Annotated in this window: 36 protein-coding genes; 6 read left to right on the top strand and 30 right to left on the bottom strand. The window is 26.9% G+C overall.

Annotated features, from left to right (window positions below; translation table 11 throughout):
* Nucleotides 1-2: 2 nt before the first annotated feature.
* Together ACKU4C_RS05445 and ACKU4C_RS05440 are read right to left on the bottom strand one after the other, a co-directional pair.
* On the bottom strand, nucleotides 3-404 hold the full coding sequence (locus ACKU4C_RS05445) for a DUF2391 family protein (protein ID WP_321315131.1): 402 nt from the start codon (nucleotides 402-404) through the stop codon (nucleotides 3-5).
* A gap of 61 nt (nucleotides 405-465) precedes the next feature.
* Nucleotides 466-798: a hypothetical protein gene (locus tag ACKU4C_RS05440; RefSeq protein WP_321315130.1), complete on the bottom strand. Its 333-nt coding sequence runs from the start codon at nucleotides 796-798 to the stop codon at nucleotides 466-468.
* 161 nt (nucleotides 799-959) lie between these two features.
* Here ACKU4C_RS05440 and ACKU4C_RS05435 point away from each other — a divergent pair, with 161 nt between their 5' ends.
* Nucleotides 960-1,250 (top strand): DUF3144 domain-containing protein, encoded by a 291-nt coding sequence (locus ACKU4C_RS05435; RefSeq protein ID WP_321315129.1) that lies wholly within the window; start codon nucleotides 960-962, stop codon nucleotides 1,248-1,250.
* 5 nt (nucleotides 1,251-1,255) lie between these two features.
* On the opposite strand, the gene ACKU4C_RS05430 is transcribed toward ACKU4C_RS05435, so the two are convergent.
* The 8 genes from ACKU4C_RS05430 to ACKU4C_RS05395 form a co-directional block, all read right to left on the bottom strand.
* Nucleotides 1,256-3,055, bottom strand: a complete 1,800-nt coding sequence (locus tag ACKU4C_RS05430) for a UvrD-helicase domain-containing protein (RefSeq protein WP_321315128.1) — start codon at nucleotides 3,053-3,055, stop codon at nucleotides 1,256-1,258.
* Between the two features lie 93 nt (nucleotides 3,056-3,148).
* Complete coding sequence (locus tag ACKU4C_RS05425) at nucleotides 3,149-3,793, bottom strand: adenylate kinase (protein WP_321315127.1); 645 nt, start codon at nucleotides 3,791-3,793, stop codon at nucleotides 3,149-3,151.
* A gap of 75 nt (nucleotides 3,794-3,868) precedes the next feature.
* The gene (locus ACKU4C_RS05420; protein WP_321315126.1) at nucleotides 3,869-4,159 is read right to left on the bottom strand and encodes a hypothetical protein; all 291 of its coding nucleotides are present in this window, start codon (nucleotides 4,157-4,159) and stop codon (nucleotides 3,869-3,871) included.
* A gap of 104 nt (nucleotides 4,160-4,263) precedes the next feature.
* Complete coding sequence (locus ACKU4C_RS05415; protein ID WP_321315125.1) at nucleotides 4,264-5,145, bottom strand: GGDEF domain-containing protein; 882 nt, start codon at nucleotides 5,143-5,145, stop codon at nucleotides 4,264-4,266.
* Between the two features lie 192 nt (nucleotides 5,146-5,337).
* On the bottom strand, nucleotides 5,338-5,460 hold the full coding sequence (locus ACKU4C_RS05410) for a hypothetical protein (protein WP_321315124.1): 123 nt from the start codon (nucleotides 5,458-5,460) through the stop codon (nucleotides 5,338-5,340).
* 91 nt (nucleotides 5,461-5,551) lie between these two features.
* Nucleotides 5,552-6,637, bottom strand: coding sequence for a N(5)-(carboxyethyl)ornithine synthase (locus ACKU4C_RS05405; protein WP_321315123.1), 1,086 nt, complete (start codon nucleotides 6,635-6,637; stop codon nucleotides 5,552-5,554).
* Between the two features lie 272 nt (nucleotides 6,638-6,909).
* Nucleotides 6,910-7,335, bottom strand: a complete 426-nt coding sequence (locus ACKU4C_RS05400; protein ID WP_321315122.1) for a hypothetical protein — start codon at nucleotides 7,333-7,335, stop codon at nucleotides 6,910-6,912.
* Nucleotides 7,336-7,391: 56 nt separating this feature from the next.
* Complete coding sequence (locus ACKU4C_RS05395) at nucleotides 7,392-7,967, bottom strand: pseudouridine synthase (RefSeq protein WP_321315121.1); 576 nt, start codon at nucleotides 7,965-7,967, stop codon at nucleotides 7,392-7,394.
* A gap of 275 nt (nucleotides 7,968-8,242) precedes the next feature.
* Here ACKU4C_RS05395 and ACKU4C_RS05390 point away from each other — a divergent pair, with 275 nt between their 5' ends.
* A complete protein-coding gene (locus ACKU4C_RS05390; RefSeq protein WP_321315120.1) occupies nucleotides 8,243-8,866 on the top strand; it encodes a LysE family translocator in 624 nt (207 codons plus the stop codon).
* A 39-nt stretch (nucleotides 8,867-8,905) separates the two neighbouring features.
* Here the strand turns inward: ACKU4C_RS05390 and ACKU4C_RS05385 are convergent, their stop codons facing one another.
* The 4 genes from ACKU4C_RS05385 to ACKU4C_RS05370 form a co-directional block, all read right to left on the bottom strand.
* Entirely contained in the window at nucleotides 8,906-9,334 is a 429-nt protein-coding gene (locus tag ACKU4C_RS05385) for a carboxypeptidase-like regulatory domain-containing protein (RefSeq protein WP_321315119.1), read from the bottom strand.
* Nucleotides 9,334-10,020, bottom strand: coding sequence for a DUF4198 domain-containing protein (locus tag ACKU4C_RS05380; protein ID WP_321315118.1), 687 nt, complete (start codon nucleotides 10,018-10,020; stop codon nucleotides 9,334-9,336). The genes ACKU4C_RS05385 and ACKU4C_RS05380 overlap by 1 nt, the downstream gene beginning before the upstream one ends.
* A gap of 114 nt (nucleotides 10,021-10,134) precedes the next feature.
* Nucleotides 10,135-10,482 carry a DCC1-like thiol-disulfide oxidoreductase family protein gene (locus ACKU4C_RS05375; RefSeq protein ID WP_321315117.1) on the bottom strand — a complete coding sequence of 116 codons (348 nt, stop codon included), beginning with the start codon at nucleotides 10,480-10,482 and terminating at the stop codon, nucleotides 10,135-10,137.
* Nucleotides 10,483-10,733: 251 nt separating this feature from the next.
* Nucleotides 10,734-10,943, bottom strand: coding sequence for a hypothetical protein (locus ACKU4C_RS05370; protein WP_321315116.1), 210 nt, complete (start codon nucleotides 10,941-10,943; stop codon nucleotides 10,734-10,736).
* Between the two features lie 194 nt (nucleotides 10,944-11,137).
* Between ACKU4C_RS05370 and ACKU4C_RS05365 the strand changes: the two genes are divergently transcribed.
* A complete protein-coding gene (locus ACKU4C_RS05365; protein WP_321315115.1) occupies nucleotides 11,138-11,569 on the top strand; it encodes a hypothetical protein in 432 nt (143 codons plus the stop codon).
* 25 nt (nucleotides 11,570-11,594) lie between these two features.
* On the opposite strand, the gene ACKU4C_RS05360 is transcribed toward ACKU4C_RS05365, so the two are convergent.
* The 4 genes from ACKU4C_RS05360 to ACKU4C_RS05345 all read right to left on the bottom strand — a co-directional run bounded on the left by ACKU4C_RS05360 (nucleotide 11,595) and on the right by ACKU4C_RS05345 (nucleotide 14,499).
* A complete protein-coding gene (locus ACKU4C_RS05360; protein ID WP_321315114.1) occupies nucleotides 11,595-12,212 on the bottom strand; it encodes a LysE family translocator in 618 nt (205 codons plus the stop codon).
* A gap of 29 nt (nucleotides 12,213-12,241) precedes the next feature.
* Nucleotides 12,242-12,550: a YdhR family protein gene (locus ACKU4C_RS05355; protein ID WP_321315113.1), complete on the bottom strand. Its 309-nt coding sequence runs from the start codon at nucleotides 12,548-12,550 to the stop codon at nucleotides 12,242-12,244.
* Nucleotides 12,551-12,602: 52 nt separating this feature from the next.
* Nucleotides 12,603-13,460 carry an SDR family oxidoreductase gene (locus ACKU4C_RS05350; protein WP_321315112.1) on the bottom strand — a complete coding sequence of 286 codons (858 nt, stop codon included), beginning with the start codon at nucleotides 13,458-13,460 and terminating at the stop codon, nucleotides 12,603-12,605.
* 61 nt (nucleotides 13,461-13,521) lie between these two features.
* On the bottom strand, nucleotides 13,522-14,499 hold the full coding sequence (locus ACKU4C_RS05345; protein ID WP_321315111.1) for a chlorophyllase/cutinase-like alpha/beta fold protein: 978 nt from the start codon (nucleotides 14,497-14,499) through the stop codon (nucleotides 13,522-13,524).
* A 344-nt stretch (nucleotides 14,500-14,843) separates the two neighbouring features.
* Here ACKU4C_RS05345 and ACKU4C_RS05340 point away from each other — a divergent pair, with 344 nt between their 5' ends.
* A complete protein-coding gene (locus ACKU4C_RS05340; RefSeq protein WP_321315110.1) occupies nucleotides 14,844-15,572 on the top strand; it encodes a hypothetical protein in 729 nt (242 codons plus the stop codon).
* A 65-nt stretch (nucleotides 15,573-15,637) separates the two neighbouring features.
* Here the strand turns inward: ACKU4C_RS05340 and ACKU4C_RS05335 are convergent, their stop codons facing one another.
* On the bottom strand, nucleotides 15,638-16,711 hold the full coding sequence (locus ACKU4C_RS05335; protein WP_321315109.1) for a DUF2235 domain-containing protein: 1,074 nt from the start codon (nucleotides 16,709-16,711) through the stop codon (nucleotides 15,638-15,640).
* Nucleotides 16,712-16,875: 164 nt separating this feature from the next.
* On the opposite strand from ACKU4C_RS05335, the gene ACKU4C_RS05330 reads away from it, so the two are divergent.
* A complete protein-coding gene (locus tag ACKU4C_RS05330) occupies nucleotides 16,876-17,511 on the top strand; it encodes a LysE family translocator (RefSeq protein ID WP_321315108.1) in 636 nt (211 codons plus the stop codon).
* A 7-nt stretch (nucleotides 17,512-17,518) separates the two neighbouring features.
* Here the strand turns inward: ACKU4C_RS05330 and ACKU4C_RS05325 are convergent, their stop codons facing one another.
* The 10 genes from ACKU4C_RS05325 to ACKU4C_RS05280 all read right to left on the bottom strand — a co-directional run bounded on the left by ACKU4C_RS05325 (nucleotide 17,519) and on the right by ACKU4C_RS05280 (nucleotide 23,716).
* Nucleotides 17,519-17,866, bottom strand: coding sequence for a rhodanese-like domain-containing protein (locus ACKU4C_RS05325; RefSeq protein ID WP_321315107.1), 348 nt, complete (start codon nucleotides 17,864-17,866; stop codon nucleotides 17,519-17,521).
* 50 nt (nucleotides 17,867-17,916) lie between these two features.
* On the bottom strand, nucleotides 17,917-18,378 hold the full coding sequence (locus ACKU4C_RS05320; protein ID WP_321315106.1) for a hypothetical protein: 462 nt from the start codon (nucleotides 18,376-18,378) through the stop codon (nucleotides 17,917-17,919).
* A 154-nt stretch (nucleotides 18,379-18,532) separates the two neighbouring features.
* A complete protein-coding gene (locus ACKU4C_RS05315; protein WP_321315105.1) occupies nucleotides 18,533-18,784 on the bottom strand; it encodes a Txe/YoeB family addiction module toxin in 252 nt (83 codons plus the stop codon).
* Nucleotides 18,778-19,023, bottom strand: coding sequence for a type II toxin-antitoxin system Phd/YefM family antitoxin (locus ACKU4C_RS05310; RefSeq protein ID WP_321315104.1), 246 nt, complete (start codon nucleotides 19,021-19,023; stop codon nucleotides 18,778-18,780). Before ACKU4C_RS05310 ends, ACKU4C_RS05315 begins: the two co-directional genes overlap by 7 nt.
* Nucleotides 19,024-19,219: 196 nt before the next feature.
* The gene (locus tag ACKU4C_RS05305) at nucleotides 19,220-19,513 is read right to left on the bottom strand and encodes an antibiotic biosynthesis monooxygenase family protein (protein ID WP_321315103.1); all 294 of its coding nucleotides are present in this window, start codon (nucleotides 19,511-19,513) and stop codon (nucleotides 19,220-19,222) included.
* A gap of 702 nt (nucleotides 19,514-20,215) precedes the next feature.
* The gene (locus ACKU4C_RS05300) at nucleotides 20,216-20,809 is read right to left on the bottom strand and encodes a hypothetical protein (RefSeq protein ID WP_321315102.1); all 594 of its coding nucleotides are present in this window, start codon (nucleotides 20,807-20,809) and stop codon (nucleotides 20,216-20,218) included.
* 83 nt (nucleotides 20,810-20,892) lie between these two features.
* Entirely contained in the window at nucleotides 20,893-21,177 is a 285-nt protein-coding gene (locus tag ACKU4C_RS05295; RefSeq protein ID WP_321315101.1) for a hypothetical protein, read from the bottom strand.
* Nucleotides 21,178-21,263: 86 nt separating this feature from the next.
* The gene (locus ACKU4C_RS05290; protein ID WP_321315100.1) at nucleotides 21,264-21,884 is read right to left on the bottom strand and encodes a hypothetical protein; all 621 of its coding nucleotides are present in this window, start codon (nucleotides 21,882-21,884) and stop codon (nucleotides 21,264-21,266) included.
* A gap of 78 nt (nucleotides 21,885-21,962) precedes the next feature.
* Complete coding sequence (locus tag ACKU4C_RS05285; RefSeq protein WP_321315099.1) at nucleotides 21,963-22,190, bottom strand: hypothetical protein; 228 nt, start codon at nucleotides 22,188-22,190, stop codon at nucleotides 21,963-21,965.
* Nucleotides 22,191-22,513: 323 nt separating this feature from the next.
* Nucleotides 22,514-23,716, bottom strand: coding sequence for a hypothetical protein (locus tag ACKU4C_RS05280; RefSeq protein WP_321315098.1), 1,203 nt, complete (start codon nucleotides 23,714-23,716; stop codon nucleotides 22,514-22,516).
* A gap of 865 nt (nucleotides 23,717-24,581) precedes the next feature.
* On the opposite strand from ACKU4C_RS05280, the gene ACKU4C_RS05275 reads away from it, so the two are divergent.
* Nucleotides 24,582-24,749 (top strand): hypothetical protein, encoded by a 168-nt coding sequence (locus tag ACKU4C_RS05275; RefSeq protein ID WP_321315097.1) that lies wholly within the window; start codon nucleotides 24,582-24,584, stop codon nucleotides 24,747-24,749.
* Between the two features lie 63 nt (nucleotides 24,750-24,812).
* Here the strand turns inward: ACKU4C_RS05275 and ACKU4C_RS05270 are convergent, their stop codons facing one another.
* Nucleotides 24,813-25,244, bottom strand: a complete 432-nt coding sequence (locus tag ACKU4C_RS05270) for an energy transducer TonB (RefSeq protein ID WP_321315096.1) — start codon at nucleotides 25,242-25,244, stop codon at nucleotides 24,813-24,815.
* Between the last annotated feature and the right edge of the window lie 78 nt (nucleotides 25,245-25,322).

Here is a 25,322-nt window from a genome sequence, read left to right as displayed (position 1 = left end):
ATCTATTCCTTGTCAAATCCATCAACAATAATAGCTCCCATAGAAGCTGGCATTGATATTACGATAATTCTTTTTATAGCAATAATTGTTTCATCGATTAAAGGTAGCTTATCAATTGCTAGAAGTATTAAAAAAACAACAACCATAGCAATCAAATATGCTATAAATACTCTAAAAATAAAAGCAAATAATCTACTTTTTACATTTCCTTGAAATATACCTTGAAAGGTGTAAAAACCAAGAAAACAAAAAGATAAAATAAGTAATAAACCTAGATTAAAAAAAGGCAAAGTTTCACTTAATCGCCAAGCCTCTTCTGAAAATGATATTGGTATTGCTAAAGCAAAAGAACCAATAATTATTTGACTAACATCTTCTAAATTAAATCTTAAATCTTTTGACATAGTTCTACTTTTAAATCTTTTTATTAAGATATAATTATATAGATTAAACTATGCTTTTATCTTATTTTTCTAAATAATCATTTTTCAGACAATTTTCACACTTGATAATATCTTCATAATTTATTTTATTAAGTTCTAATTCTTTGAATTCTTCTTTTATAATATTAATTGCATCTTCATCAGCAGAATATAAAATAGATTTTCCATCCATATTTCCGCTAACTACTTTATCGGTTTTAGAAAGTACCCTATTAAGGCTTTCTTCCCAATATTGAATTAATTCTTCATTATCCTCAATCTCATCATAACGAATATCCCATTTAAGACATAAATCAGGTAAAAGACCGCAAGTTCTTTTATCATAAAAATCTATTGTTATTCCTTGAAGTTCCATAATAAACTCCTTTTATAAATCTTATATGCATAAATTCTATAACCATATATCTTATAAAATAATTTGAATAACAACTAGTATTAATATTTAAGTTCATAAAATAATAAAACAAAAATAGAAGTAAAATTTAACTATAATTCATAAAAAATATAGGATAAAAGATGAATAATAATAATAATGGATTTTTAATAAGAGCAGACCAACATATAGCTTTAGCAAATGAACAATTAGATGAAAATACAACACAAGGGGAAGTTAGTGCATCTTTAATGTACGCTGCAGCAAGATTTAATGCTTGGATGGCTTCAACTTCATTTGAATCAAAAGAAGCGATGGAAGCTGAAAAAGAAAAAGTCATAGAGTACTTTACAGAACAATATAAATTAGCTTTAGGTGAAAATATTGATAACCATATTGAAAACTATGATTTTTCACAAAATGATGTAAAGTAATATCATCAAGATAGGATAGTCTTACTAGCTTTTTGATTGTTTTTAACTAAAGTTGATAAGATATTCTTTTCTTCTTTAGTAATCACTTCACTTTTTAATAGCTCAGCTAAGATAGCGGTTGAAGTTCGCTCTAACTTAGTAGCTATAATGGCAATATTTGTATCTTTCTTGTATAAACTTTTTAATTTTATTCTATCCTCTAAAGACCACTTTAAACCACTTTTTTTGGCCTTTCCTTTCTCTATATTTTTTGTTTCTCTAATTTTTGCAAACTCTTCATTATCCATTTTTGATAAAACAATTTTTTTATCATCTTTTTCAAACTCTTCACTTGTATCAGATATCTTTTTATCAATTAGTTTTTCAAGATTTGAATACATAAGATAATGGAAGTTTTCGCTATCTTTTACAAGTTTAGTTTTTGCTCTTGTTAAAGCCACATAAAAAAGGTTAAACTCATCAATCAATTCTTGATTTGTAAGTTTTTTTAACTCTTTTTTAAACTGCTTTAAACTTGTATATCCCATATCTAAAATCAAGTCTGCAAAATTTGGAAAGTCATCTGCTACAACCACACTATCCCATTCCAAACCTTTTGCTGTGTGAGCTGTAGTTAGAAACAAAATCTCATTTAATCTTTTATCAAAATTATTTAAATCCCTATTTTGCCAAGCTTTATAAAACTTTTGAGCTATCTCTTTGAAATCAAAAATTTGATTTTGGTATTCTTTTACTATTTTTAAAGCACTTCTTAACTCAAAATCATCTGTCTCTTTTGCATAAGAAGCTAACTGTTCTTCATCTTTAAAACCTTTTAAAAAAGGGTTTCTTCTAATCATATCTATTTCATTGTTTAGTAAATAGTAAATTTCTATACTAAGACTAAAAATCTCATCTGGATTTCTAACAGTCACAAAAGGTTTTCTTTGTTCTATTCTTTTTGAAATAACTGAGATTAGGTGAGCATTTGTCCTTGAGATATAACCAAAGGTTTTTAACTCATCATTGTTTTTATTTGATTTTATATCAACTTCTTCATCTTTGAAACTTTTTAATAAAATGTTTGCATAATTTGCAATCTCTTTATTGAACCTAAAACTTTCTGATAAATACAATTGTTTGTCACAAGAGATTTTATCAAGAGCATTTTTACTACCCCTAAAACTATATATTTGTTGATGTCTATCACCTACATATATTTTGATTTTTGAGTTTAAACAGTTAAATATACCTAGAGTTACTTCATTTGTATCCTGTGCTTCATCAAGCATCACAATATCATAGGTAAATTGTGGGATTTGTTCTTTTGAGATAAGTAGATAATAATACTTTAGATAAAAGCTATGCGTAGGTTTTAAAACACCAATTAACATATGGTCAAACATCTTTTTTGCAGTTTTATGCTCTAGGTCTTCTTCGTTTATCTTTTCTTGTGTATTGTTACAAAAATTTTCAAAGATTTTTAATGCACTTAAAGCTTTTGTATATGGTATTTCAAACTCATTTGCAATATCTATTGCTCTATAGTTTTGCAAACGACTTAAATCAATATCTGTGTATTTTTTTATTGCACTATAGGCTAAGCCATGAGTTGTTTTTACATAAGCATTGCTAGGAAAAGTAGAACTTGCCTCATTTTTAATAGCACTATTAAAAGCTAGATAGAGTATTTTTCTATCTTTATACTCATTTGCTATACATCTTAAAGTAGTAGTTTTTCCTGTACCTGCAAAAGCATTTATTTTTATATTTTTATATTTTGAGACAGCTTTTAGTATCTCTTCTTGCTCACTAGTTAAATTCATAAATCAATATTAACAAAAAATATTCAAAAGGAATAGAAATATTGCAGTTTGTAAGATTGAGTTGAAGTAAAACTTCAACTCTTTTGGATTTAATTAAGCTTCAATTGCAGAAAACATATCTGCTGTAACTTCAGATACATCTTTTGTACCATCAAGTTCTACCATAACACCCATTTTAGTATAAAACTCAATTAATGGAGCTGTTTGTTCATGATATGCACCAAGTCTACTTTTTACAGTTTCAGCATTATCATCTTTTCTAATAATAAGCTCACCACCACAGTAATCACATACATTCTCTTCTTTTGAAGGGTTAAACTCAACATGGAAAGATGCTCCACATTTTGAACATACTCTTCTACCTGTAATTCTTCCTACGATTAATTCATCTGGAACATTTAAAGAGATAACTTTATCTAAAGATATTCCCATTTTTTCCATTAATTCACTTAAAGCTTCTGCTTGAGCCAATGTTCTTGGAAAACCGTCAAGAATAAAACCTTTTTTACAGTCATCTTCTGCAAGTCTATCTTTGATAATACCAATAATAGTTGAATCAGGAACAAGTTTTCCTTCATCCATAAATTTTTTAGCTTCCATTCCCATCTCAGTTTTATCTGCAATTGCAGCTCTTAAAATATCCCCTGTAGAGATTTGTGGGATATCATACTTTTCAATTAAAAATTTTGCTTGTGTACCTTTTCCTGCACCTGGTGCACCAAATACCATTAAATTCATAGTCAATTTCCTTAGTTTTGTTGGTGTGATTGTATAAAGAAATTCGTTAAAAAAAGATAATACGAAAGAGTTATATCATTTTTTTGTTGAACAATTTGTTGATTTATTTTTAGGAGGTGGTAATAACTTATTAAAATCATAAGGAACTATATTTTTTTCTATTTGCTCTGAAAAATCATAAAGTTTAATAAAAACTCCTACTAAAATAAACCAAGCAAATATTTGATTTAAAATAATTACAGAAAAATATAATCCAACTAAAACACCTATTATTCCAATGATAATAAGATAATTATGAATTTTTTTTGATTTTGTTAATTTATAGTAATATTTAGTTTTATCTATTAACTTATTATTTTTTAACATTTTATTTCCATTTTTATTTATTTAAATAAATGTTACTATAAAATTTTAGATTGTAATTGTATTTTTTAAAATAGTTTAATTATTTAAACTATATATTAAAACTTTTAGTTTTCTATCTCTATCGTATTTTTTCCATTTCTTTTTGCTTTGTAAAGTGCAGTATCTGACCTAAAAAGAAATGAATTTACATCCTCATTTTTCTTAACTAAAGAGATACCTAAACTAGCTGTAATTTTATTAACCTTACTAAAACTATGTTTTTCAATTTTCTCTTTTATATGATTTGCTAGAGTTAGTATCGCCTCTTTTGAAGTGTGAGAAACAACAATTAAAAACTCTTCACCACCCCATCTGCCTAAAATATCTGTTTCTCTTATAGAATTTTTTAATAATAAAGAAAACTCTTTTAATAAAATATCTCCTATATTGTGACCATAAGTGTCATTTACTAATTTAAAATCATCAATATCTAATAAAATCAAACCATATTTTATATCATGTCTATTTACAATTTTTTGTATATCTTCCAAAACTAAATCAAGATAGTGTCTGTTATATAAGCCAGTCAATTTATCAGTTATAGATATCTCTTTTATTTTTTCTAATGCGCTTTCTAACTCTTGTGTTCTTTTTTTTACTTCATTTTCTAAGGATTCATTTAATCTTTTTAACTGAGTAATTTCTCTTGAAATACCAAAAATTCTTACAATATCATTTTCTTTATCAATAATAGGTAGAATTGTTGTATTCCAATATCTCGGTCCTGTATTATCAATAATATACTTCTCTTCATATGAAATTGGACTATTTTCATTAATACATTTTTTATAACGATTTGAAACTTCAAGATAAGTTTTTTCATCTAAAAATTCTTTTAAAGATACACCTTCAAAGTGTTCTTCAGGTAGGTTAAATATTTTTTTTAATGATGAATTTATTTTTTCACTAATAAATACTCCATCTTTATTTTGCCTAACAATAAACATATTATCGTTGGTTGTATTCCAAAGAGTATGAAATAAAAGTAATTCACCCTCAACAATTGATTCATTATAATTATTATGTACTAACAGTATGAAACCTTTATATTAAATAATATTATATATTTATTTTACTCTTTCTTTTGTAGATTTTATATTAATATATAAAAAAATCTCTTGTTACAATTTTACAGCATGTCAATTTTTTTGTTGTGCAATCTTTTTATTTGTTTCTTTGATAGTATCAAATCTATCTTTCATCAAAACAAACATATATCCAATTGCAATTACAACTAAACTAATAATAAAAATATTTTTCATACATTATCCTAAAATTTTTAATTATAATAACAATTTTTAATTTATATTAGGGTTATTATTTAGCTATTCTAAAATAATATCAATGCTATATTTATATGAAAAGATAAGGGTATGTATCTTCTCTTTTTTGAAATTTTAATATATTTGGTTTTTGAACTATTCCCTTTTCAATATTAATTGCTTGTCGAATAGTCTCATCTTTTTCCCAATTTTCAGATCCACCCATCACTGCTTTTAAATGTACAATTAAAGCTGCTGAGATTGAACGCGTTGCACTTTCCCAAAAATAATTTGGAGTATGATCTACAGCATAATAATCAATAGTATCTACTTTAAAAATTGGATTTTTAAAAGAAGTTGGTTTAGCAAAATAAAAACCCATCCCCTCATCACAACTAACATCAATGATTAAAGAGTTAGGTTTAAGACAAGAGTGTTCATCTTTTATAACATAATTGATTGGATTAGCAGGTTCTTGTAATGTTCCATTTATAATAATATCTGATTCACTTATAAGTTCACTCAAGGCTCTTCTTTTGCCATTGTGTTCAACTACTACCATTCGTGATTCATTCTCTTTTCCTGGCATGATTGTTACATAATTACAATCTAGAACCTCTTCCCTTACCTCATGGCTTGGGCGTTGAATACAAATTGTAATATCTCTGAAGCCATGGGCTTTTAAAGCATATATAGCTCCACGACTAACAGCACCAAAACTAAAAATAATCACTTTTCGCTGATTTCCATAATGTCCATCAATCCCTTTTATTTGCAAAGCATGAAGTACTGCACAATACCCCGCCATTTCGTTGTTTTTATAAAAAGTATGACGACCTTTTTGTCCATTAGATCCCCAAGCAAACATATCTTCAAAAGCAATAAGTGTTTGCTTACGTTCAATTGCAATCTGAGTCATTGTTTCTTGTTGTACACAATGGGGATAACCCCACAAAGTGCCACCTTCTCGAAGCTCTTTTAAATCCTCTTCTATAGGTTTTGCCAAAATAACTACACCACTTGAAGCAAATAATTCACTACGTGAAGCTATACCACCGGTTTGTTCAGCAATAACAGAATCTAAAATCCCAAAGGGTTTTCCATAGCCTTCTTCAAACACCATTTGTTTACGAATATATTCTGGAATACGTACTAAATGCTCGGGATGAATAGGCATACGTAGTTCACCCTTTTTTTTTGAAGTTCCAATAACTCCGAATTTATAATTAGTGATACTAGTTCCTTTTTTTGTGAAACTATTAAGAATAAATAAGCTTAATAGCTTTAATGATTGAAGTCTTCTGTAATAAAATTCTACTTTATGTAGAAAGAGGAGAAAAAGGGGAGAACAAACTTGTCTAACCAAGTATAATATTTATACTGTTTTAATTCACTATACCCTTTTGTTTCTAAGTTGAAGCTTGATAAATAGCTTTTAAAGTTTTTTCTTTAATATTCTAAAAAATAAAAAATTGTAATTCCTGTTTGTTTATCATAATTTTCATTTTTTTTATCTTGAAGTTTTGCAAGTATTTCTCTTGCTTTTATAAATGAGTTTGCAGAACAGATATTCTCTTTTTTATCTTCTGGTGAAATTAGTTTTTTATCATTAGTTTTTTTAAATTCTAGTGCCTTTTCTTTGTCTTTAAAAGTAACTTTTACAATATTTATCTCTCTTTTAACATCTATTGTTGCTTTCTTCTTTTCATCATCAAATCTTAATATTCTGTTTCCGTTAGATGATATTTTCATTGTTTTTGCACTTGTTATATCTTCTGTTGTTTCTAGTATTACATACTCTTTTTTGTTTATTAAAATCTCATCATTATCTAATAACTTTATCTCTTTTATAACTGTTTTTTTACCCTTAGGCATATATTTCCTTATGTTTTTTTGCCATTATAGCTGATATTTTTATTTTTGACTTTTATTTACAAATTTTCCATCAATCGTTGTTCCTCTTCAAGAGTTAAATAACGCCATTTTCCACTCTTTATATCTAATTTAAAGTTTCCAATACTTACTCTTGTTAAGTTTAATACCTTTAAAGAAGTCCAAAACTTAGGATCTTTTAAAGCTGAGAAAAGTCTTCTTATATGGCGATTCTTTCCTTCATCAATCTTAATTCTTAGTTTGGTCTTTGCTCCACCAAAACCTATTTTTTCAACACTAAGAACTTTTAGTATATCTCCCTTACTCTCTACACCTTTTATAGCACAGTTAATATGCTCTGTATTTACATATCCCCTGACCCAAATCTCATACACTTTGATACAATTTCCCGGTTTGGTTAAAGCATTTCCAGTTTTACCATCTTGTGTAAAAAGTAAAAGCCCCTTAGATTCTAAATCAAGTCGCCCTATAGGCATCCAATTATCTTCAAATACCCAAGAGGGTAAAAGTTCATAAACGGTTTTTCTCCCAAGTTCATCTGAACGGGTTACTACATATCCTTTAGGTTTATTTAGAACTAAGAGTTTTTTAGAATCTGTATTTATTTCATCCACTAGGGTTCCTTTAACTCTTCTAATGAGTGTATAAATATGATTATAAGTTCTCTTATAATAAAAATATTTGTAAAATCATTGTAAGTATTGTATTTTTTTAAAGATATTTTATCGTAATAAAGAATAATTTGTTTATTTTTTATTGTTTTTTCTTGAAGATTTAGCCATTTTTTCTAGCTCAAACTTATGTTAAGACTTAGATATTATTTATATTGCTTTATAGATAAATAATTAATATTTACATATAATCTTTTAAATCAATATAAAGAATATATATGGAAGATCTAAACTTTTGGATTGTTTATGTTTTTACAGTTTTCGTAGCTTCAATTATCCCTGGTCCTAGTATGATATTGGCATTAACACATGGAATAAAACATGGGAGTAGATTATCTTTATATACAGCTTTTGGTAATAGTATTGCCTCAATGATACAAGCAAGTATTGCAATAACAGGTTTAGGTATTATTCTTACAACCTCTACAACACTATTTATGATAATAAAATATATTGGTGCTTTATATTTAATCTATCTTGGAATAAAATTATTTAAAACTCCATTTCATATAAAAGAAAACATACAAAATAAGAAGAAAATAAAAAAGATAAAACTTTTCAAAGAAGCTTTTATAGTAGCAAGTTCTAATCCTAAAGCATTAGTGTTTTTTACAGCTTTATTCCCTCAGTTTATAAATGAAAATCAAAATAGTTTTTTGCACTATTTTTTATTAGTTTTAATTCTAGGGATTATAGCTTTTGCTTGTATGATGATATACTCTATTAGTGCAAATAGCATAAAAGTTCTGTTTAATAAAACATCATTAACTAACTATTTTGGGAAAATAATTGGAAGTTTATTTGTAAGTTTTGGAATAGGATTAGCCTTTTCAAGAAGATAAAAAGCTCTAAAAGGTTTGATCTTTTAAAGCTTTTTATTTTTAAGAATTCTTTCTTTGAAAAAAACTAAATGCACCAAAAATACCAAAGATTATCCCTAATATACTTAAAATACCAAGATATCTTTCAATAGGAAGTTTATCAAAATCTTTGACTTTATAATCATCTGATAATTCAATATTAAACTCTTTGTCATGATTTCCATGGTCACTTGACATTGAAACTTTTACATGCCATGTCCCTGCACTATCAGGCATAAAAGCAAAGTTACCATTTATATCTGTATAACCTTTTGCATATGGTAAATTTCCACCAGGAGCGAAAACTTTCACTTTTGCATCACTTATACTAATATTATTAGCAGAGGTGATATGTACACTTACCCCTCCCTCTACTACATCATAAAAGATGCCATGTGCAAATAATGAAATACTTGAAATTAAAAAAGCAAAAAGATATTTTTTAATCACTATTTTACCTCAAATGAAATACTACTTTGAATAGTTATATTATTAACGTTTGGATCATTTATTTCAGTTGAATAATATTTTGCTGCTATTATTTGTAATCCACTTGATTTTACAGGGATATATGCAATACCAAATTTATTTGTTTTTACATCTAAATCTTCATAATCAGATGTTTCAAAACCTGCATTTTGTAAAGCCTCACCATCTTTTAAAACTAATACTGGTAATTTTTCACCTTTTTTTATTTTTAATGGATTTATTAAAGGAATAACCTCCATACTTAAACCTATTGGGTTTATAAATTTATCACTCCAAGTGAAATATCTTTTTCCGTATTTGATACTTTTTAGAGTATTAAAAACTATCCCTTTATATTTACTTGGTTCAATATTTTTATATCCTTCATCTGTTTTAGTCCAATACCCTGCATCAAATGATAATGCTATCATAGAAGGTTTTTTTGCCATAAATAACTGTGAACCTTTTGAATAATCAATCCCCGTTTTTATCTCTTGATTATTTTGGTCATATGCAGTTGCACCTTTTAGTTGTTTTACATCAAAACTATCATATTTTCCATGAGCCCAAAATTCGGCACTATAAACGTTATTGTCAAGTTTTGCTGTTATTTGATGTGCAAAAACAAAACTAGTAGTAAGTATTGCTGATAAAATTATTTTCTTCATTTTTTCTCCTGTAATTTTGTAAGGAGTCTATCATGTGGATTATAAACAATGAATAAAATTATTTTTTTCTTGTGTATTTTTAGAACAAAATTTGATAACAATTACTAAAATTAACTAAATTTTAGAGTTTTTACCGATAAGTATAAGAATTATTTTTCTTAATAGTTTTGCAGAAGGATAAATAAAATTTTTAAAAAACTTGTTATTTTTAAAATAGATTTTCTTTTTTGAAATCTTATTTAGGTAAATTATAGCATCAGAACCTTGATAGAGTTTTTTATCATCTACTCTTATAATAAACCCATCATTTATATCATATCCATGCTTTGTAAACTCATCAATAGTTTTTTTACTATCTCTTGCATTTATAAGAATAAGATTATGATTTTGCTTTAGTTTTATATAGTTAGCATAATATTTACAAAAAGGACACTCTTTATCATAATATAATTCTATTTTCATATATTATTATACTATAAATATAGATTAATCCTTTGTATTTATCTTTAGGTTTTTATGAATGTAATACTGATACATAAACAAAAAAAGATGAAAGATAATAAAATAAACTAAATACTCCAAATATAATTTGGTCTTCATACTTTTCTATCATAACACAGCCTTTAAATGAAAGTAAATCATTTTATATTTAATCTATGTATTTTTGTATGAAAAAATAGTTAGTTTATCAAGTTATATATTATTTACTTATTCTACTTTTTATTTTTCTTTCTTGAAGCTTTTGCCATCTTAGCTTTTTTCTTTGCTTTTTCTTTATTTAAACTTGCGTTTTTTCTGGCATTTACCACTTGTTCTTTTACTGTAGTATCTTTTGAAAATTGTTTGGGAGTAGAATTACTTCCAAGTTTGATAAGATCAACTTTTGAACTTTTTACACTATTATTATTTTGACTTTTAGCCATTTGTAGCCCTAAATTTATTTGTTGAATTTTCATTTAGAAAATTTAATTTCTATTCTAAAAACTTTGAAATAATAGTTATTTAAATATTAATAAGAGATAAACTGTAAATTTTTTAATCATTTTAGCAATTATATTTTATATTTATATCTATTATGTTATATTATAAATTATTGATAAAAATTAAGGAATCTCTCATGTCTTCTATTGATGATTTAGTAAATAGTTTTAATATTGGTTTTTTAAGTACACATATTAATTCAAATGACTCTATCAATCTTAATGTTAATCAACCTGAAGAATTATCAAATTTTAATGAAACATTAAAAGAAATTAGTAAAGAAGCTCTTACTCCACCACCTACAAAATCTGTACAACTTGATGGATATACTTTGGATGAAAACAATAATCAAGTGCCTACAAAAATAATTATAGATGGTGTTTATGCTCAAGATTCATTTTTAGATAAATATGGCAACTGGGATGAAGAATTAGAAGCTCAATCTTATAGAGAAAAAGAATTAGAATATAAAAAAGAAGTAATAGAAGACTGGTTAAAAGATATGAATTATGATTTACAATCTAAAGCTGAATTAATGAAAGCATTATTAGCTAAAACAGAATCTTAATACCCTCCTAATCTACAGCACTTTCTTATATCTTTTCACTAAATGCCAACTTAAATCCAAGTGCCGCGAAACTTGTTGCAAAGAACTTTTGGATATAAACACTAACTTTTTCAGATTTTAAAATATACGCACTAAACAAACCTGATAAAAAACCATATACAATAAAGACAACAAAGGTCATAAACATAAATACACTCCCAAGCAAAAGTATACTGTTTAATGCACTTTCAGTACTACTAGGAATAAACTGAGGAAGAAAAGCCAAAAAGAAAATAGATAATTTAGGATTTAAAATATTTAACATAAACCCTTTAATAACAATATTTAAGTAATTACTTTTCGAATCTTTTTCAGAGATACTTAATGCAGATGATGAATGCCACATTTGCCATGCTAAATATAGTAGATAAGCTGCACCAATATACTTAACAACTTGGAAAGCAACAGCACTAGTGTGAAAAATAGCAGCAAGTCCCAAGCTACTAGCAAGTAAAGCAGGAATAATACCTAAGGTACATCCTAAGGCAGCAAAGAAGCTAGCACGTTTTCCAGTAAATAATCCAGTAGCAATAGTGTATAAAACTCCTGTACCTGGGATCAAAACTACAACTAGTGAAGTGAGTAAAAATTCAAAAGATATCATAAAATCTTTCCTTTTCTTTGTGAATATAATTAACTAATTATCTCTTTTAATATATTGTCAACTATAACTGGGGTTTCAAGATAAATGATTTCAGGCTCAGAACCATATTTTTCACGAACAAACTCTTTCCAGCTTTCAGTATAAACTGCTTCGGCATCTTTACGAGATTGCCAAAGATAAATTCCACCAACTGAATCACCCTCATCGAAGATCACATAACATTTTCTAATCAAACCAGGTAAATCTTTATAGTTTGGTGCAGTACTTAAAAATATATCTTTTGCCTCTGCTTGAGTAATAGGATTTGGTAACTTAAATTTAGTGATAGATGTAATCATCGATTTCTCCTTGTATAATTTATATTTCAAATAAATGACGTAATTTATCTTGTTATCTATTTTTATTATTTAATTTTTTAAAATATTCTTTTAAGGTATGTTTGCCATATTTAGGAGCAACCATATCCATTGCCATAACTGTCATAAAAAATTCAACTGGTCCATAAAATTTACTTGTGCTAAATAACTTTACTATTTTGAGTATTGTAATCCTTAGCCATTCTGGGATATAAGTTATTTTTCGTTTATTCCCCAAAACATCAAAGGCTATTGTTGCAATCTCATTTTGTGTTAGCGTTTCAGGTCCTCCAATTTCAATATTCTTATCAAGTCCATCTATAGCATCGACACAAACAACTGCCAAATCCTTACCATGAATTGGATTAGCTCTAAACTCTCCATTTCCCAAAAGATATATTCGTCCACTATTTGCCATATTAAAAAATTCTGACATATCCGAAAAAAAACCATTTGGGCGAATAATACAATAATCTATTCCTGACTTTTTTAACTGTTCGACAAACAACTCTTTTGCCTTACATATTTCTAAATTTTGTAACTTTTCACCATTTAGAACTGAAACATAAATAAATTTTTTAACTCTACTTTTTTTAGCTTCTTTTAGCAAATTCATATTAGCTTGATAATCTACATCCATATAAGTAAGACCATCTTTTTGTTTTGTGATACCAACAGTGGAAATAACAATATCTATTCCCTTACAACACTCTTTGATAGATTTTGAGTCAGTCAATTCAGCATTAAGGATTTCATTGGCTTTAATACCATTTTTTTCAAGTTTATCTGGGTTTCGAACAATAGTCCTAAAAAATTGAGATCGTTGTTGAAGCTCTTTTGCAATATATCCACCTAAATACCCTGTAGCTCCTGCTAAAAGAACTCTATTCATATCATACCTTTCTTTCTTTTTTATATAAAATACTTAAATTGAAATTCCCAAACTATACCAACTATAATACCTTTTTTAAGTAAGTAGCACACAACTTACCTAGTTCTTTTTGAAAAGCAGCACGATCAAAACCTTCTGGATCTTGTGCAATTATTCCTAATTTTGATTTTAAAAAATCGGGATAAGATGTTAAAAATGAATAATGTCCAGCATTAGAAATCTTTTTGTAAGTTAAAATACCTTTCTTTTCAAGAATATCTTTAATTACTTTAGAGTTATACTTTTCACTTAATTCACTATCTTTTTCAGGAACAAGTAATAATGTAGGTATATTAACATCAGCTAAGGAATTCTTAGATAAAAATACAGCTCCCACAGGAGCCATCAATATTTGTGCTTTTATTCTAGTATCTTTTGAACTAATCTTTATCTCTTGTGTTAAAAGTTTTTCAAAAACTGGTTTACAATAAGGATCAAGAAGAGATGACTCTCTCTTACATAAATCAATTAAATCCTTAGTCTTAGCAATTGCACCTGAAACAACAAGCGCAGTATATCCACCAATGGAGTGTCCTAAAACAGCGATTTTATTATTGTCAATATGAGTACTTAAACTATTCATTGATAGAACTTTATCAATTGATGATGATATTTGCTTTGGTCTATTAATATAATTTTCAACCTTACCTTCAAATGAATTATCTAAATAGTTATTTTTAGGATGTAAAGGCATAACAACAATAAAACCATTAGTAACCAATGAGATAGCTATATCTTTATATGATAAGTTACTACTTCCTGAACCATGAGATAAAACTGCTAAAGGGAACTTCCCCTCTTCAACTTTGCCACCTATTGCCACATTTAAAGTAAATGGACCAAAAGTTACTGGTTTTGGTTTTGATGAAGTTGGATATAGTACTACCATTGAAAATCCATCTTTTGAAACATTATCCACTTTGCGAAAACCAACATCATGTGCATGTAATGATACAAATGTAAATATTAATAAACTTATAACTATTTTAAGATATTTCAATTATAAAACCCTTTTCATATATGAACAATTATGTTACCACAAATATTTTTGAAAAAAGTAAATTTTTAATCTCCTTATTAGCTTTTTTGTTATTTTAATACGAGTTTTATCCATCTTATCTGCTTGCAGTTTTTGCTTCCATTAACACTGTTTTTCCGCTATTTTTTTAACATTTATATCTTATTTTATTGTCAAGAGGTATTTTAATTATTTATTATATATTTTGATTGAATGTTAACTAAACTAATTGACATCAAAAAACCTATATATAATATTCTTGTTAATTAATCTATTTTTTAAAAAATAAATTATACAATTCTTAAATATAGTTGAAAGGATAAATCATGAAAATTTATGGTGAAATAAAAGAACTTCCTGAACCTACTACTCTTGATAAAGATACAATAAATTCAATAAGAGCAGCTCAAAAAAAACTAGATGAAGAAAGAAAAGAATATACTCCTACAAGTAAGCAACTAGATGAAAACCCTTGGTTAAAAAACGCAGCAACAGGTCTAAATAAAGTTTCAGATATTATTAAAGATTATGAGAAAGGCATTGATGGCTCAGGGAAATTTACAATATCTAAATTAACAAATGACTCTTTTGATATTGTAAATGACAAAAATGAAGTTACTAATACCTATGGTATTTTTACAAAAGTAAATGAAACAACTACCCACTTACCTTGGGATGATGAGAATTATACAAGGGAAGGTACAAAAGAAACAACTGGGATAAATTTAAGATACACATATACTTCATATGAAAATAATTCTTTTAAGAGTGCTAACATAGCGTTTGATCTTAAAAATACTGATAAAGAGGTTGATTTTAATAAACTTATTGATAAATTAAAAAGTGACAAAGAGTTTGAAAAAAATTTTTTATCTGCTATAGAAGATTATATGAATAATAATGACAATACTAAGCTTATTAATTATATAAAACAAGTCTTAGAACTTGAAAATGCAGATTTAAGTGAAAAAGAACCTAACAGTTCATCAATATATGGTGATAAGGGAAATTTAAATTTAATAAATAATAATTCACATTTAAACCTTTTAGTATAATTAGAAACTATAAGAAGAATAAATTTTATCTAAAAAAGATCTATTCATCTTAAGTTAAGTATATATTATTTAAAAGATTCACTTGATTTTAAACTCCTAAATCCATTAATTCCATGGTAAACTTCTTCTGAAATATCATTATTTTTATCTAAAACTTTAAATCTTGTATCACGTAATGCATAAGGACGATAACTTTTAACTTCAAAAAATCTATCAATTACACTATGATGAATAATTGGATAATCAGTTGATGAAGGATGATCATTGATATTAACTCTAACTAATCTTGGGGCTAGTAAATTTTTAGATACACCTACTCTTTGTTGTTCATGCATTTTGCCACTAATAAAAGGTAAAATCTCTAAATCATCTTTGCATATATTTGTTTCATCATCTACTTTTAATTTATTATATTCAATCTCATCTATAGAAAGTAACTTTAACTGGGAACTAACATAATCACACATAAATTGTAAAGTTATATCAGATAATGCATCAAACCAATATCCACCTCCTATATCTGAGTGAACACCCGAAAACCATACTTCCAATACTCTATCATCTTTGTTAAATAATGTTGGTTGAAAAGCAATTCTTTTTTCATCAATAGAAACTAAATGAACTGCTTTTTCCACATGTTCTCCTAAAGTTCCATTTTCAAATACAACTCCACTTGCTGGATAAGTGTCACTTTTTAAGTCTAAAGAACCCCTAGTAGCTGCAACAGTATCAAAAACACCAAGAAATTTAACTCTGTATTTTGGATTTAACTGACTTGCAAATCGTCTTGCAATAGCTGCACCACGACTAAATCCAAATATATATATTTCTATATCGTTTTCATCAATATTATTTAAATCTTCATTTGCATCAGCAATGATATCTGACATATCTCCATAAGGAGGAGCAAACCATGTATTAAATTTTTGAATAAACCAATTACCTCGTGTACCAACTCCACTATAATAAAAACTTTCTTGAATACTTGTATCTATTTTGCTACTTGTACCTTTAGGTAATATTCCACCTAAAAAACAATATAGTTTTAAAACATTAGAAATACTTGTATCAGTAAAGAAATCTTGCGAATCAGTAGGATCATTTGACGTGCCATCAAAACAAAAAATTACTTTTTTCATATTCTAATCCTTAAATAAATATTTTAATTATAAAATAAAGATGTCACTTTTAGTGTCAAAAGATAATAAATACTTCATACTATATATAAAAAGTAATCAATTAATATATTGGCTATCACATTTTTTTAGTTATAATTTAATAAATTCCATACAAGGATATGCTTATGGATTTACATATACTTTTTTTATATTCTGTTGTTGCTTTTTTTTATGTAATTAGTCCTGGTCCTGCTGTTTTTTTAGCTATTACAAATGGATTAGTTCACGATATGCGTACAGTTACTACATCTTCTTTTGCAAATATATTAGGTTTATTTATTTTATCTTCTATTTCTATTTCTGGGTTAGGTATTATTTTACTTACTTCTGCAACTTTATTTATGATTGTAAAAATAGTTGGGGCTGGATATTTGATTTATCTAGGAATAAAACAGTTTAAAAGTGCATCTTCTTTAAAACTAAAAAAAGATGAAAATATAAAGATAGAAAAAAGTTTGAAAAAAACTTTTTTAGAGTCTTTCTTTTTGGCTGTTACAAACCCCAAACCAATAATATTTTTTATAGCACTTTTTCCACAGTTTTTAAATCTAAAAAGTAACATTACGCCTCAGTTTTTTATTATGACTGGGATATTTATGTTTTTTTCTTTTTTTAGTCTTTGTATTTATGGTTTTGTGGCAAAATCAGCAAGAGGATTGTTTAAAAAACAAAACTTTATGACTTGGTTTCATAGGATTACAGGTGGAATATTTGTAGGTTTAGGTTTTTCTTTATTGCAAATAAAAAATACTCAAAATTAAAGCTATTTTAAAACTTTAAAAGAGATTTCCACATACCAGCATTATGTACATTCTCAAAACCTTTTGTAATCAAAAGACGTCTTGCTAAACCACTTCTACTCCCACTAGCACAACAAAGAATTATAGGTTTACTATTATCTAACTCATTTATTCTATTTTTAAGTGATTCAAGTGGAATATTGATACTTCCCTCTTTGTGAGATAAAGTAAACTCTTCTTTTGTTCTAACATCAATGATTTGTCCACCCTGTTTTAAAAGAGATGGTACAAGTTTTAATACATTGTATTGAGTATATTTTTTATAAGCTATGAAAGCTATTATTGCAAGAATTGGATAGATTAAAGTTTCATTCATAAATTATTTTTCCTAATTAGTTTTTGTGAAGAGAATTATATCTATTTGATTTAAAAACTCCCCACCTTAACCTCACCTGTAATAGTATTAACAAATATACTAGGTACAGTAACATCACCCATAAAAATAAAATAAGGATTTCTAGGTACAGAATCCAAAGGAGTCCTCAAGGTTACTGAAAGATAAGAATTTTTATATCCTGCTTTTTCCTTAAGCTCATTTGCTTTTGAAAGATCCATATTTATAGGCCAATCAATAATACTATCTTCTAACCAAGGTTCAGGAATAAACACCGGTCTATCAAACTTACCATTGTCAGACTCTTTTATTATTACTGTAGAATTATCAATATTTTGAAAAACTACTCTTAATTGGTCTATTTTATTAGGATCAGTTGTTGGTTCATTACTTTTAACTACACCACCAACTTCATACAACTTAGCTTCAGGATAGCCTTCTTTGACAATTTGAATAGCAATATTTACGCGCTCAATAAAACTAAGAATATCCATTTAATTCTCCTTATATATAATAGTTATAATAAATCAAATCTGTTAAGTTTATCATCTAATGACTTCTTTATAACGTTTAAAATGAGCCAATTAATAACCCGGCAGGGTAATTTGTTGGCTCCACTGATTTGTTATCTTATTCTCCATAATGTGACTACATTCTAGAAATTCTTACTTTCTTTTCATCTTCTTTTACTTCATAAACCAGTCGATGTTGAATATTTATTCTTCTCGAATAGGAACCATTTAAGTTTCCTACTAATTTTTCATAAGGAGGTGGGTTTTGAAATGGATCTTTTTTTATTATTTCAATAAGCTCTTTAACTTTTTTATCTAAATTAGTAATTGATAGTTTTTTAGCATCTTTTAATGCTAATTTACTATAAAGTATTTTATACTCTACCATTCAATATCTTCACTAAACTCACTATCATCTGCATTCATAGACTCTTGAATTGAAGAAGCCATATTTGGTATAGAATTTAAATATAGTGTTTCTTCTATTGCATTCCAGTCTTCTTGTGATAGCATAACTACATTATTTCTTTTTCCAGTAATAAGTATAGGCTCATGAGTTTGTGCTGTCTCATCCATTACATTGTAAATATCAGCTCTTACCTGACTTACCGACATAACTTTTGTCATAGTTAACCTTTTTATTTATTTGCTATATTGTACTAAATATCGTACGTTTTGTCAATAGGTAGTATTTTAAGATAACGTTAGAATTGAAAAATGAGGGAAAATTCAATCCGTTTATTCAATACCATTTTTAAATTCTACTTACAATTTATCAATTTGAAATTGCAAGTACACCCTCGTTTTTATTTCCAATATGTTGTTATACATCTTTTAGTATATATACTGTTGCAGGTTTATTTCTAAATGTAGGACTTAGTTTATCTGCTTCAATCATATGAGGTGTAATATCATGAGCATCTAAATCTTTTTTTGATGCCCATTTTTCAATTAGAATAAATTGATTTTCATTACCTTCAACTTCTTTTAATTCATATTGCAAACATCCACTTTCTTGTAAAACAATTGGTGCTAATTCTTTATAGGCATCAATTTGTTTTTGTCGTTTTCCTTCTTTTGTTTCTATTAAAATCACTAAAGATATTTCTTCATTCATTTTTTCACCTTTGTATAACGTTTAAAATGAGCAATCAAAAAGCCGCCTGCGGGTTTTTGATTGGCTCCTCTGATTTGTTATGCTTTTCATGTGGTAAAACCAACCCAGTTTCTATCTAAATCAAATATATTGAAACTCCCATCCTCCGTATCACACCAAAAACCTATCCAATTTTTAATTAGATCAAACTGGTTAAAACCTCCGTCCCCGGTGGCAACTAAAAAACCAATCCATTTAGAACTACTATCAAAGATCAAGGTTACTTCTTCATCTGCTTCTACAGTAAACCCAATGGGTGTTTCATTTGTTGAAAAAATATAGAAGCCACTAATGTCGGATGATCTATTCGCATCAATATTTGAACTCCTTCTAGGATCTATAGCTGATCTTTTTTCAGGATTTATATGCGACCTTCGGAACGGGTCAACATGTGATCTCCTGTTTGGATCAATATGTGATTGTCGTATAGGATCAATATGAGACCTGCGATGAGGGTCGATGTGACTTCGCCTATTTGGGTCAATGTGCGAACGTCTCGTGGGATCAATATGAGATCTCTTATGGGGATTGATGTGAGACCGCATGTTGGGATTTCGTGATGATGGTATTTTCATTTTTGTTCCATAAATTTTAATTGAGCATAATGTTTAAGTTGAGAAATAAGTTTGCCCGCAGGGTAACTTATTTCTCTCCGATGTTTTGTTATATGTTTCTTTTCTTTTTAAGAAATTTATCATAATATTTTTTTGCTTCTTCCTCATTTCCTAATGCTATATCAAATAGTAATTGAAGTGTTATATTCATGCCTGGCGTTATTTCATCTTCGTTTATTTCTTGACCATCATAATCTGGGTTTGTTGGTATTTCGACATTAATGATCCACCATCTTCCAATTTTTGTTAATAAGTTTATCATATCATTAAATAGTTCAAGTAAGTCATCTTCTGGAATATTTGCAATGAAGTCAAGCATCTCATGTGCTAATTTATTTCTAAAAGTTTTAATTTTTTTAAATTTTTGAATGTCCTTATTATCAATAGCATCCTTATTTTGTAACCATATTAACGATGCTTGTAATGGGTTTTTATGTAAAGCTAAAACTTTAGTTTTGTATTTATCATTATATATAAATCCATTTTCATCTATTCCATCAATAAAAAAGTCTTTCAATTTTGTAATAATGGTGTCTTTTAATATTTCGAATGATGTAATATAAATTGAACCTAAAATTAAATTATTTCTTAATACTTCAGGGTTTAGAAATCTTTCCCAAGATGCTTTAATATTATCATCCATATTTTACCTTCATATAACGTATGAAGTCATCGGACCACAGCCCAGCAGGGCTGATGGTTCGATGCAGTGATTTGTTAGCAGTTTTACAACTTTATCCATGCTGTACATTCACTTGAGTTACCATGAATATTTTCTGACCATGACATATTCTCCAACCTTCTAATAAGGTTGGATGCTTCAAATTTTGCTATCTCTTTACCAATTTGCCCATGAATAACAAAAGTTTTTTCTGAAGTTGCAGAAATACCTGATGCGAAAATAAGGTAAATGTCTGAATGGAATTTGATCAATTGAGAAATAACATAATGACTGTCAAATATCTTATTTTTTGGAATTTCATTCAAAATTGTATGTATAGCTTTTTTCATGTTTTCTCCTAAAATCTGCTAACGACTAACTTGAGAAATAGTTTTGCCCTCTAGGGTAAACTATTTCTCTCCAATGTTTTGTTATATCATCCATGTAATTGGACTTTCTTTTTAGCAATATCGTAAATCTTATTGACTTCTTTTTGAATGTCTTCAAAAAAGAATTTTTGGTTTAAAAGTACTAGGCATTTTTCTTCTATATCAAGTAATTTAAAATATTTTCCGACTTGTTCTTTTTCTATAGTAGTATGACTTTGAATAACTGGCATAGGATAAAAAGTGCCAGCCAGAGTATTTAAGAGAGCAATATCTATTTTTTCATCAAAGTGTTCAAATGTATTACGTATTGATCTATTTTTTAAAGCAGAAGTTTCATCTAAATTGAATTCATTTTTTAAATAATCACTTCTTTGTTTAATGTACTCTTTCATTTCTTTTGGTTGTCTTGAACTTCCATTATTCCAAAAGTAAAATGCTAATGCACCAGCATGAGCAATTGCTTCTTGAACAGCTCCAACCAATTGAATCGAATCAACATCTTTAAAAGTTAATAGATGTTCATAGAATGAAAAAGCACGAGCAGAACATTCTGCTGTATATAGAATTGAATAATAATAGAATATTTGATGAGCTGGCTGTATGCCCATATTCATACTAGTCATATGTTTAGCATACTCAATTGTTTTTAAATTAATCTCTGTATTCAATAGGTTTCCTTTTAGATATAACGTTTGAAGTGAGCTAATAAATTGCCCGCAGGGTAATTTATTAGCTCCTCTGATTTGTTAGATTTTTTCATGTTTTTTAAGTCCATAATATGCAGTTGAAAGCAAAATAATTGGAACAACAAAACTTGCAAGTAATGAAAAATTGTCAAACACTGATGATATTAGATATTCAAGTATTGAATTTGGTTCTTCTTTTGGCCAGAATTTGATAACTAATGGTATGAGTGTAAAGATTATTGTTGGTACAATAAACCAAAAAGTTGTTTTTGCACTTTCCCGCGCCATTTTAGCGCAATAAGCATATATGATGATTACAATAATACCACCAATTATAGAAAATAGATTGACCACTTGTGAAAATAACTCAGACAGAATGAGCAAAATAATTGTTATAAATATTAGTCGTCTTATTGTATATATTTCCATATTCTTACCTTACTATGTTTCCATTTATTAATCTAACGATTGAGTTGAGAAACAAGGGTATGATACCACTTGATTATTTCAATTTTCATTTTAGCTTTTTTGTTCTAAAAAATTTAAATTAACCGCAGTGTACCCTTGTTTTTCTTCCAAGGTTTTGTTAGACAATATAGTTTAATATGTCTCTATATTTTAAAAATTGTATTAAAATCATTATGAATAAATGATAAATAACCTTTTCTTGGCAATAATTTATCTATCATAAATGTATCTATTGCACCTACAATCATTCCTACAGGTGGACTAGCTACTGCACCAACCAAAATAGTCCCAATTAAAAATCTTAGACTTTTACCTTCAGTTGTAGTTGCAAGATTAATTAATTTTGATTTATAATTATTGAGTTGTTCATCAATTTCATTATCACTGTAATTATGAATCTTTGCTATCCATTCTCTAAATTCTATACAGTCTTTACTATCTCTTATTTTTAATAACCTTTCAATATCAATTGTAATAGTTTTATCTATTTCTAATTTTGGAAACTTATATATTTCTCTAAATCTATTAAAGTTTTGTTCATCTTTATAAGAAGATGAAATATTATAAATACGCTCAATTTTCTTATCAAATAGTTCTGATTCATCTGGTTTAAAACCAGAAATAGAATTAAATACGTCCATTTCTTCAATTCTTAAATGCATTCCTAACATTGCCAACATTGATTGTTCAATAATTTTATGAGATTCATTTTGTTTTAAATTAAATAACTTTTCAAGATTATGCTCTACATGAAAATCACCTTTATCTAATTCTTCAATATTTAAATTTATGTTTTTTGTATCAGTAATTCCATGGTTTTTATTTAATAACTTGTCTAAAATAATATTAGTCATATATTTAGTTTCATTTATATTAATACCAATTTGCTCTATAGTTTTATTGCCAAAATTATTTGGAGATTTAACTAAATTATCTACAATTGATAGTTTTAATTTTTTTTGTTCTTTTTTATTAATAGTTTCTATTGAATGTATATTTTTAAGACAACTACTAATATATTCTTTTTCTATGCCTTTCAATATATCAAATGAAAAACACAAAGGTGGAAGTATTTTTTTATTTTGATTTCTTCTTCCAAAAAATTGACCTGTTTGCCCAATTGAATTAGCTTCAACTCGAAGTTTAAAAAAGTCTTGCTCAAGTAATAATAAAAATCCTTCATACCCAATAAGTTTAATAATATATGGAATTTCTTTTAACCTAATTGAATCTAAAATATATTCATCAAATAATAATAGTCTTTGTATAAAATTATTTGAGTCAAAAACTATTTCTTCTTGATTAAGTAAGGTTGCATTACGAGCTAATAATTTTTTATTAGTCAATTTGTTTCCTTATAGCTTATTTTGTATGTCTAACTATTTAATAACAATACATTATATATATTTATTACTTAATTATCTCAATAACTAGACATTCACATAAAATATCCTTAAAATAGGCATTCAATGAAAATTTATTACAAAATGTAATATTTTTGAATTGATTTTTTATTTTTAATTATAATCTAAATATATACTTTTTATCTAGATAACTGTAATAACAATACATTATGTATGTTAATTAGAGAAAAACATAATAATACTACATTTTAGGAGACACATATGGCTAAAAAATTACTTGATTATGAAAGATAAATTCTAAATATTAACTTTTTTGCCTGCAAACAGGATTACATATTGAAGAAAGTAAAATAAAAAGCAACCCACAAAGTTTCGAAGTCGAAGCCACCCTTACACTCTCGTTGAGAAAACTCGCATAAAAATACGCTCCCAGCATATTTTTATGCTCAAACAATTACAAAACTTTTGTCTGCAAGCAGAATTGACATCCGAAACAATAAATAAACACTCGGCTTCTCAAATGTGAAAAAGTGAGATAATGACATTTGCATTTTTTGGTACAATTTTATTTGAACTAGTGCAAAGTCCAACAATTATTATAAAAGTAGAGATTCATTCTCTGGGGTGTAATTTCATAAATTATTTTTCCTGATTAAATTTTTGTGAAGAGAATTATATCTATTTGAGTTTAAGTTATGCACTCATTTTAAGTATTAGTTTAGAATTATGAAGAAAGTGGAGATTCATCCTCAGGGGTGTTATTTAATTTTAAATATTGGCTTATAAATATATAATACAAGATTTACATATATTTTTACTATGATATTATAAACAAAAAAGGAAATTAATGTTTGAATTAATAGCTTTACTCTCTTTTGCTTGTTCTGGAATTATTATTTATTTTATTCAAAAAAAAAGAGCTGAGAATAAAAGAGTTGAAAATCAATTTACACCAACACGTCAAAAAGATATAAAAAAAGCAAAGAAAAAAGCTAGAAATGAGAGTAAAACCTAACAACCTTTTATAAAGTTGTTAAATTAAAAAGTGGAGATTCAACCTCTGGGATATTATTTTTTATCATCTAAAAAAACTTAATGCATCTAGTCTTGTTCTAAAATTTACATCAAAAATAAGTTTTACTTCTTTTTTAAAAATAGGAAGTTTTTTTGATGCTATTTCGACTGCTCGCAAGGCTTCATTATCAAATTCTTTTTTACCTGATGATTTATATATTTTTATTTCAATTAATTCACCATTTTTGTTAATAATTAACAAAATTTTTGTTGTTCCCTCCATTTTTAATTTCTGTAAATTTTTAGGATACTCTAAAGTTTTATATAATTGATCTATAAATTCTGTAAAATCTTTTCCATTTGAGATAACTTTTCCTGAATCTCTTAAACCTTTAATACTATAAGACTTTTCATAGTAATAATAATGTTTATTTGAACAAGCAGTAAATATAAAACCTATAATAAGTATAATTATAAAATCCTTTTTATTCTTCATCTAGTTCCATATAAAATTTTTTATTAAAAATAATTATATCCAATATATTTTTAAATTAAGTAATTTTACTTCACAAAT

It is taken from the genome of Halarcobacter sp. (assembly GCF_963676935.1).
Classification (GTDB): domain Bacteria; phylum Campylobacterota; class Campylobacteria; order Campylobacterales; family Arcobacteraceae; genus Halarcobacter.
Note: the sequence above shows the minus strand (reverse complement) of the source record. Positions and strands in the feature narration are given on the sequence as shown.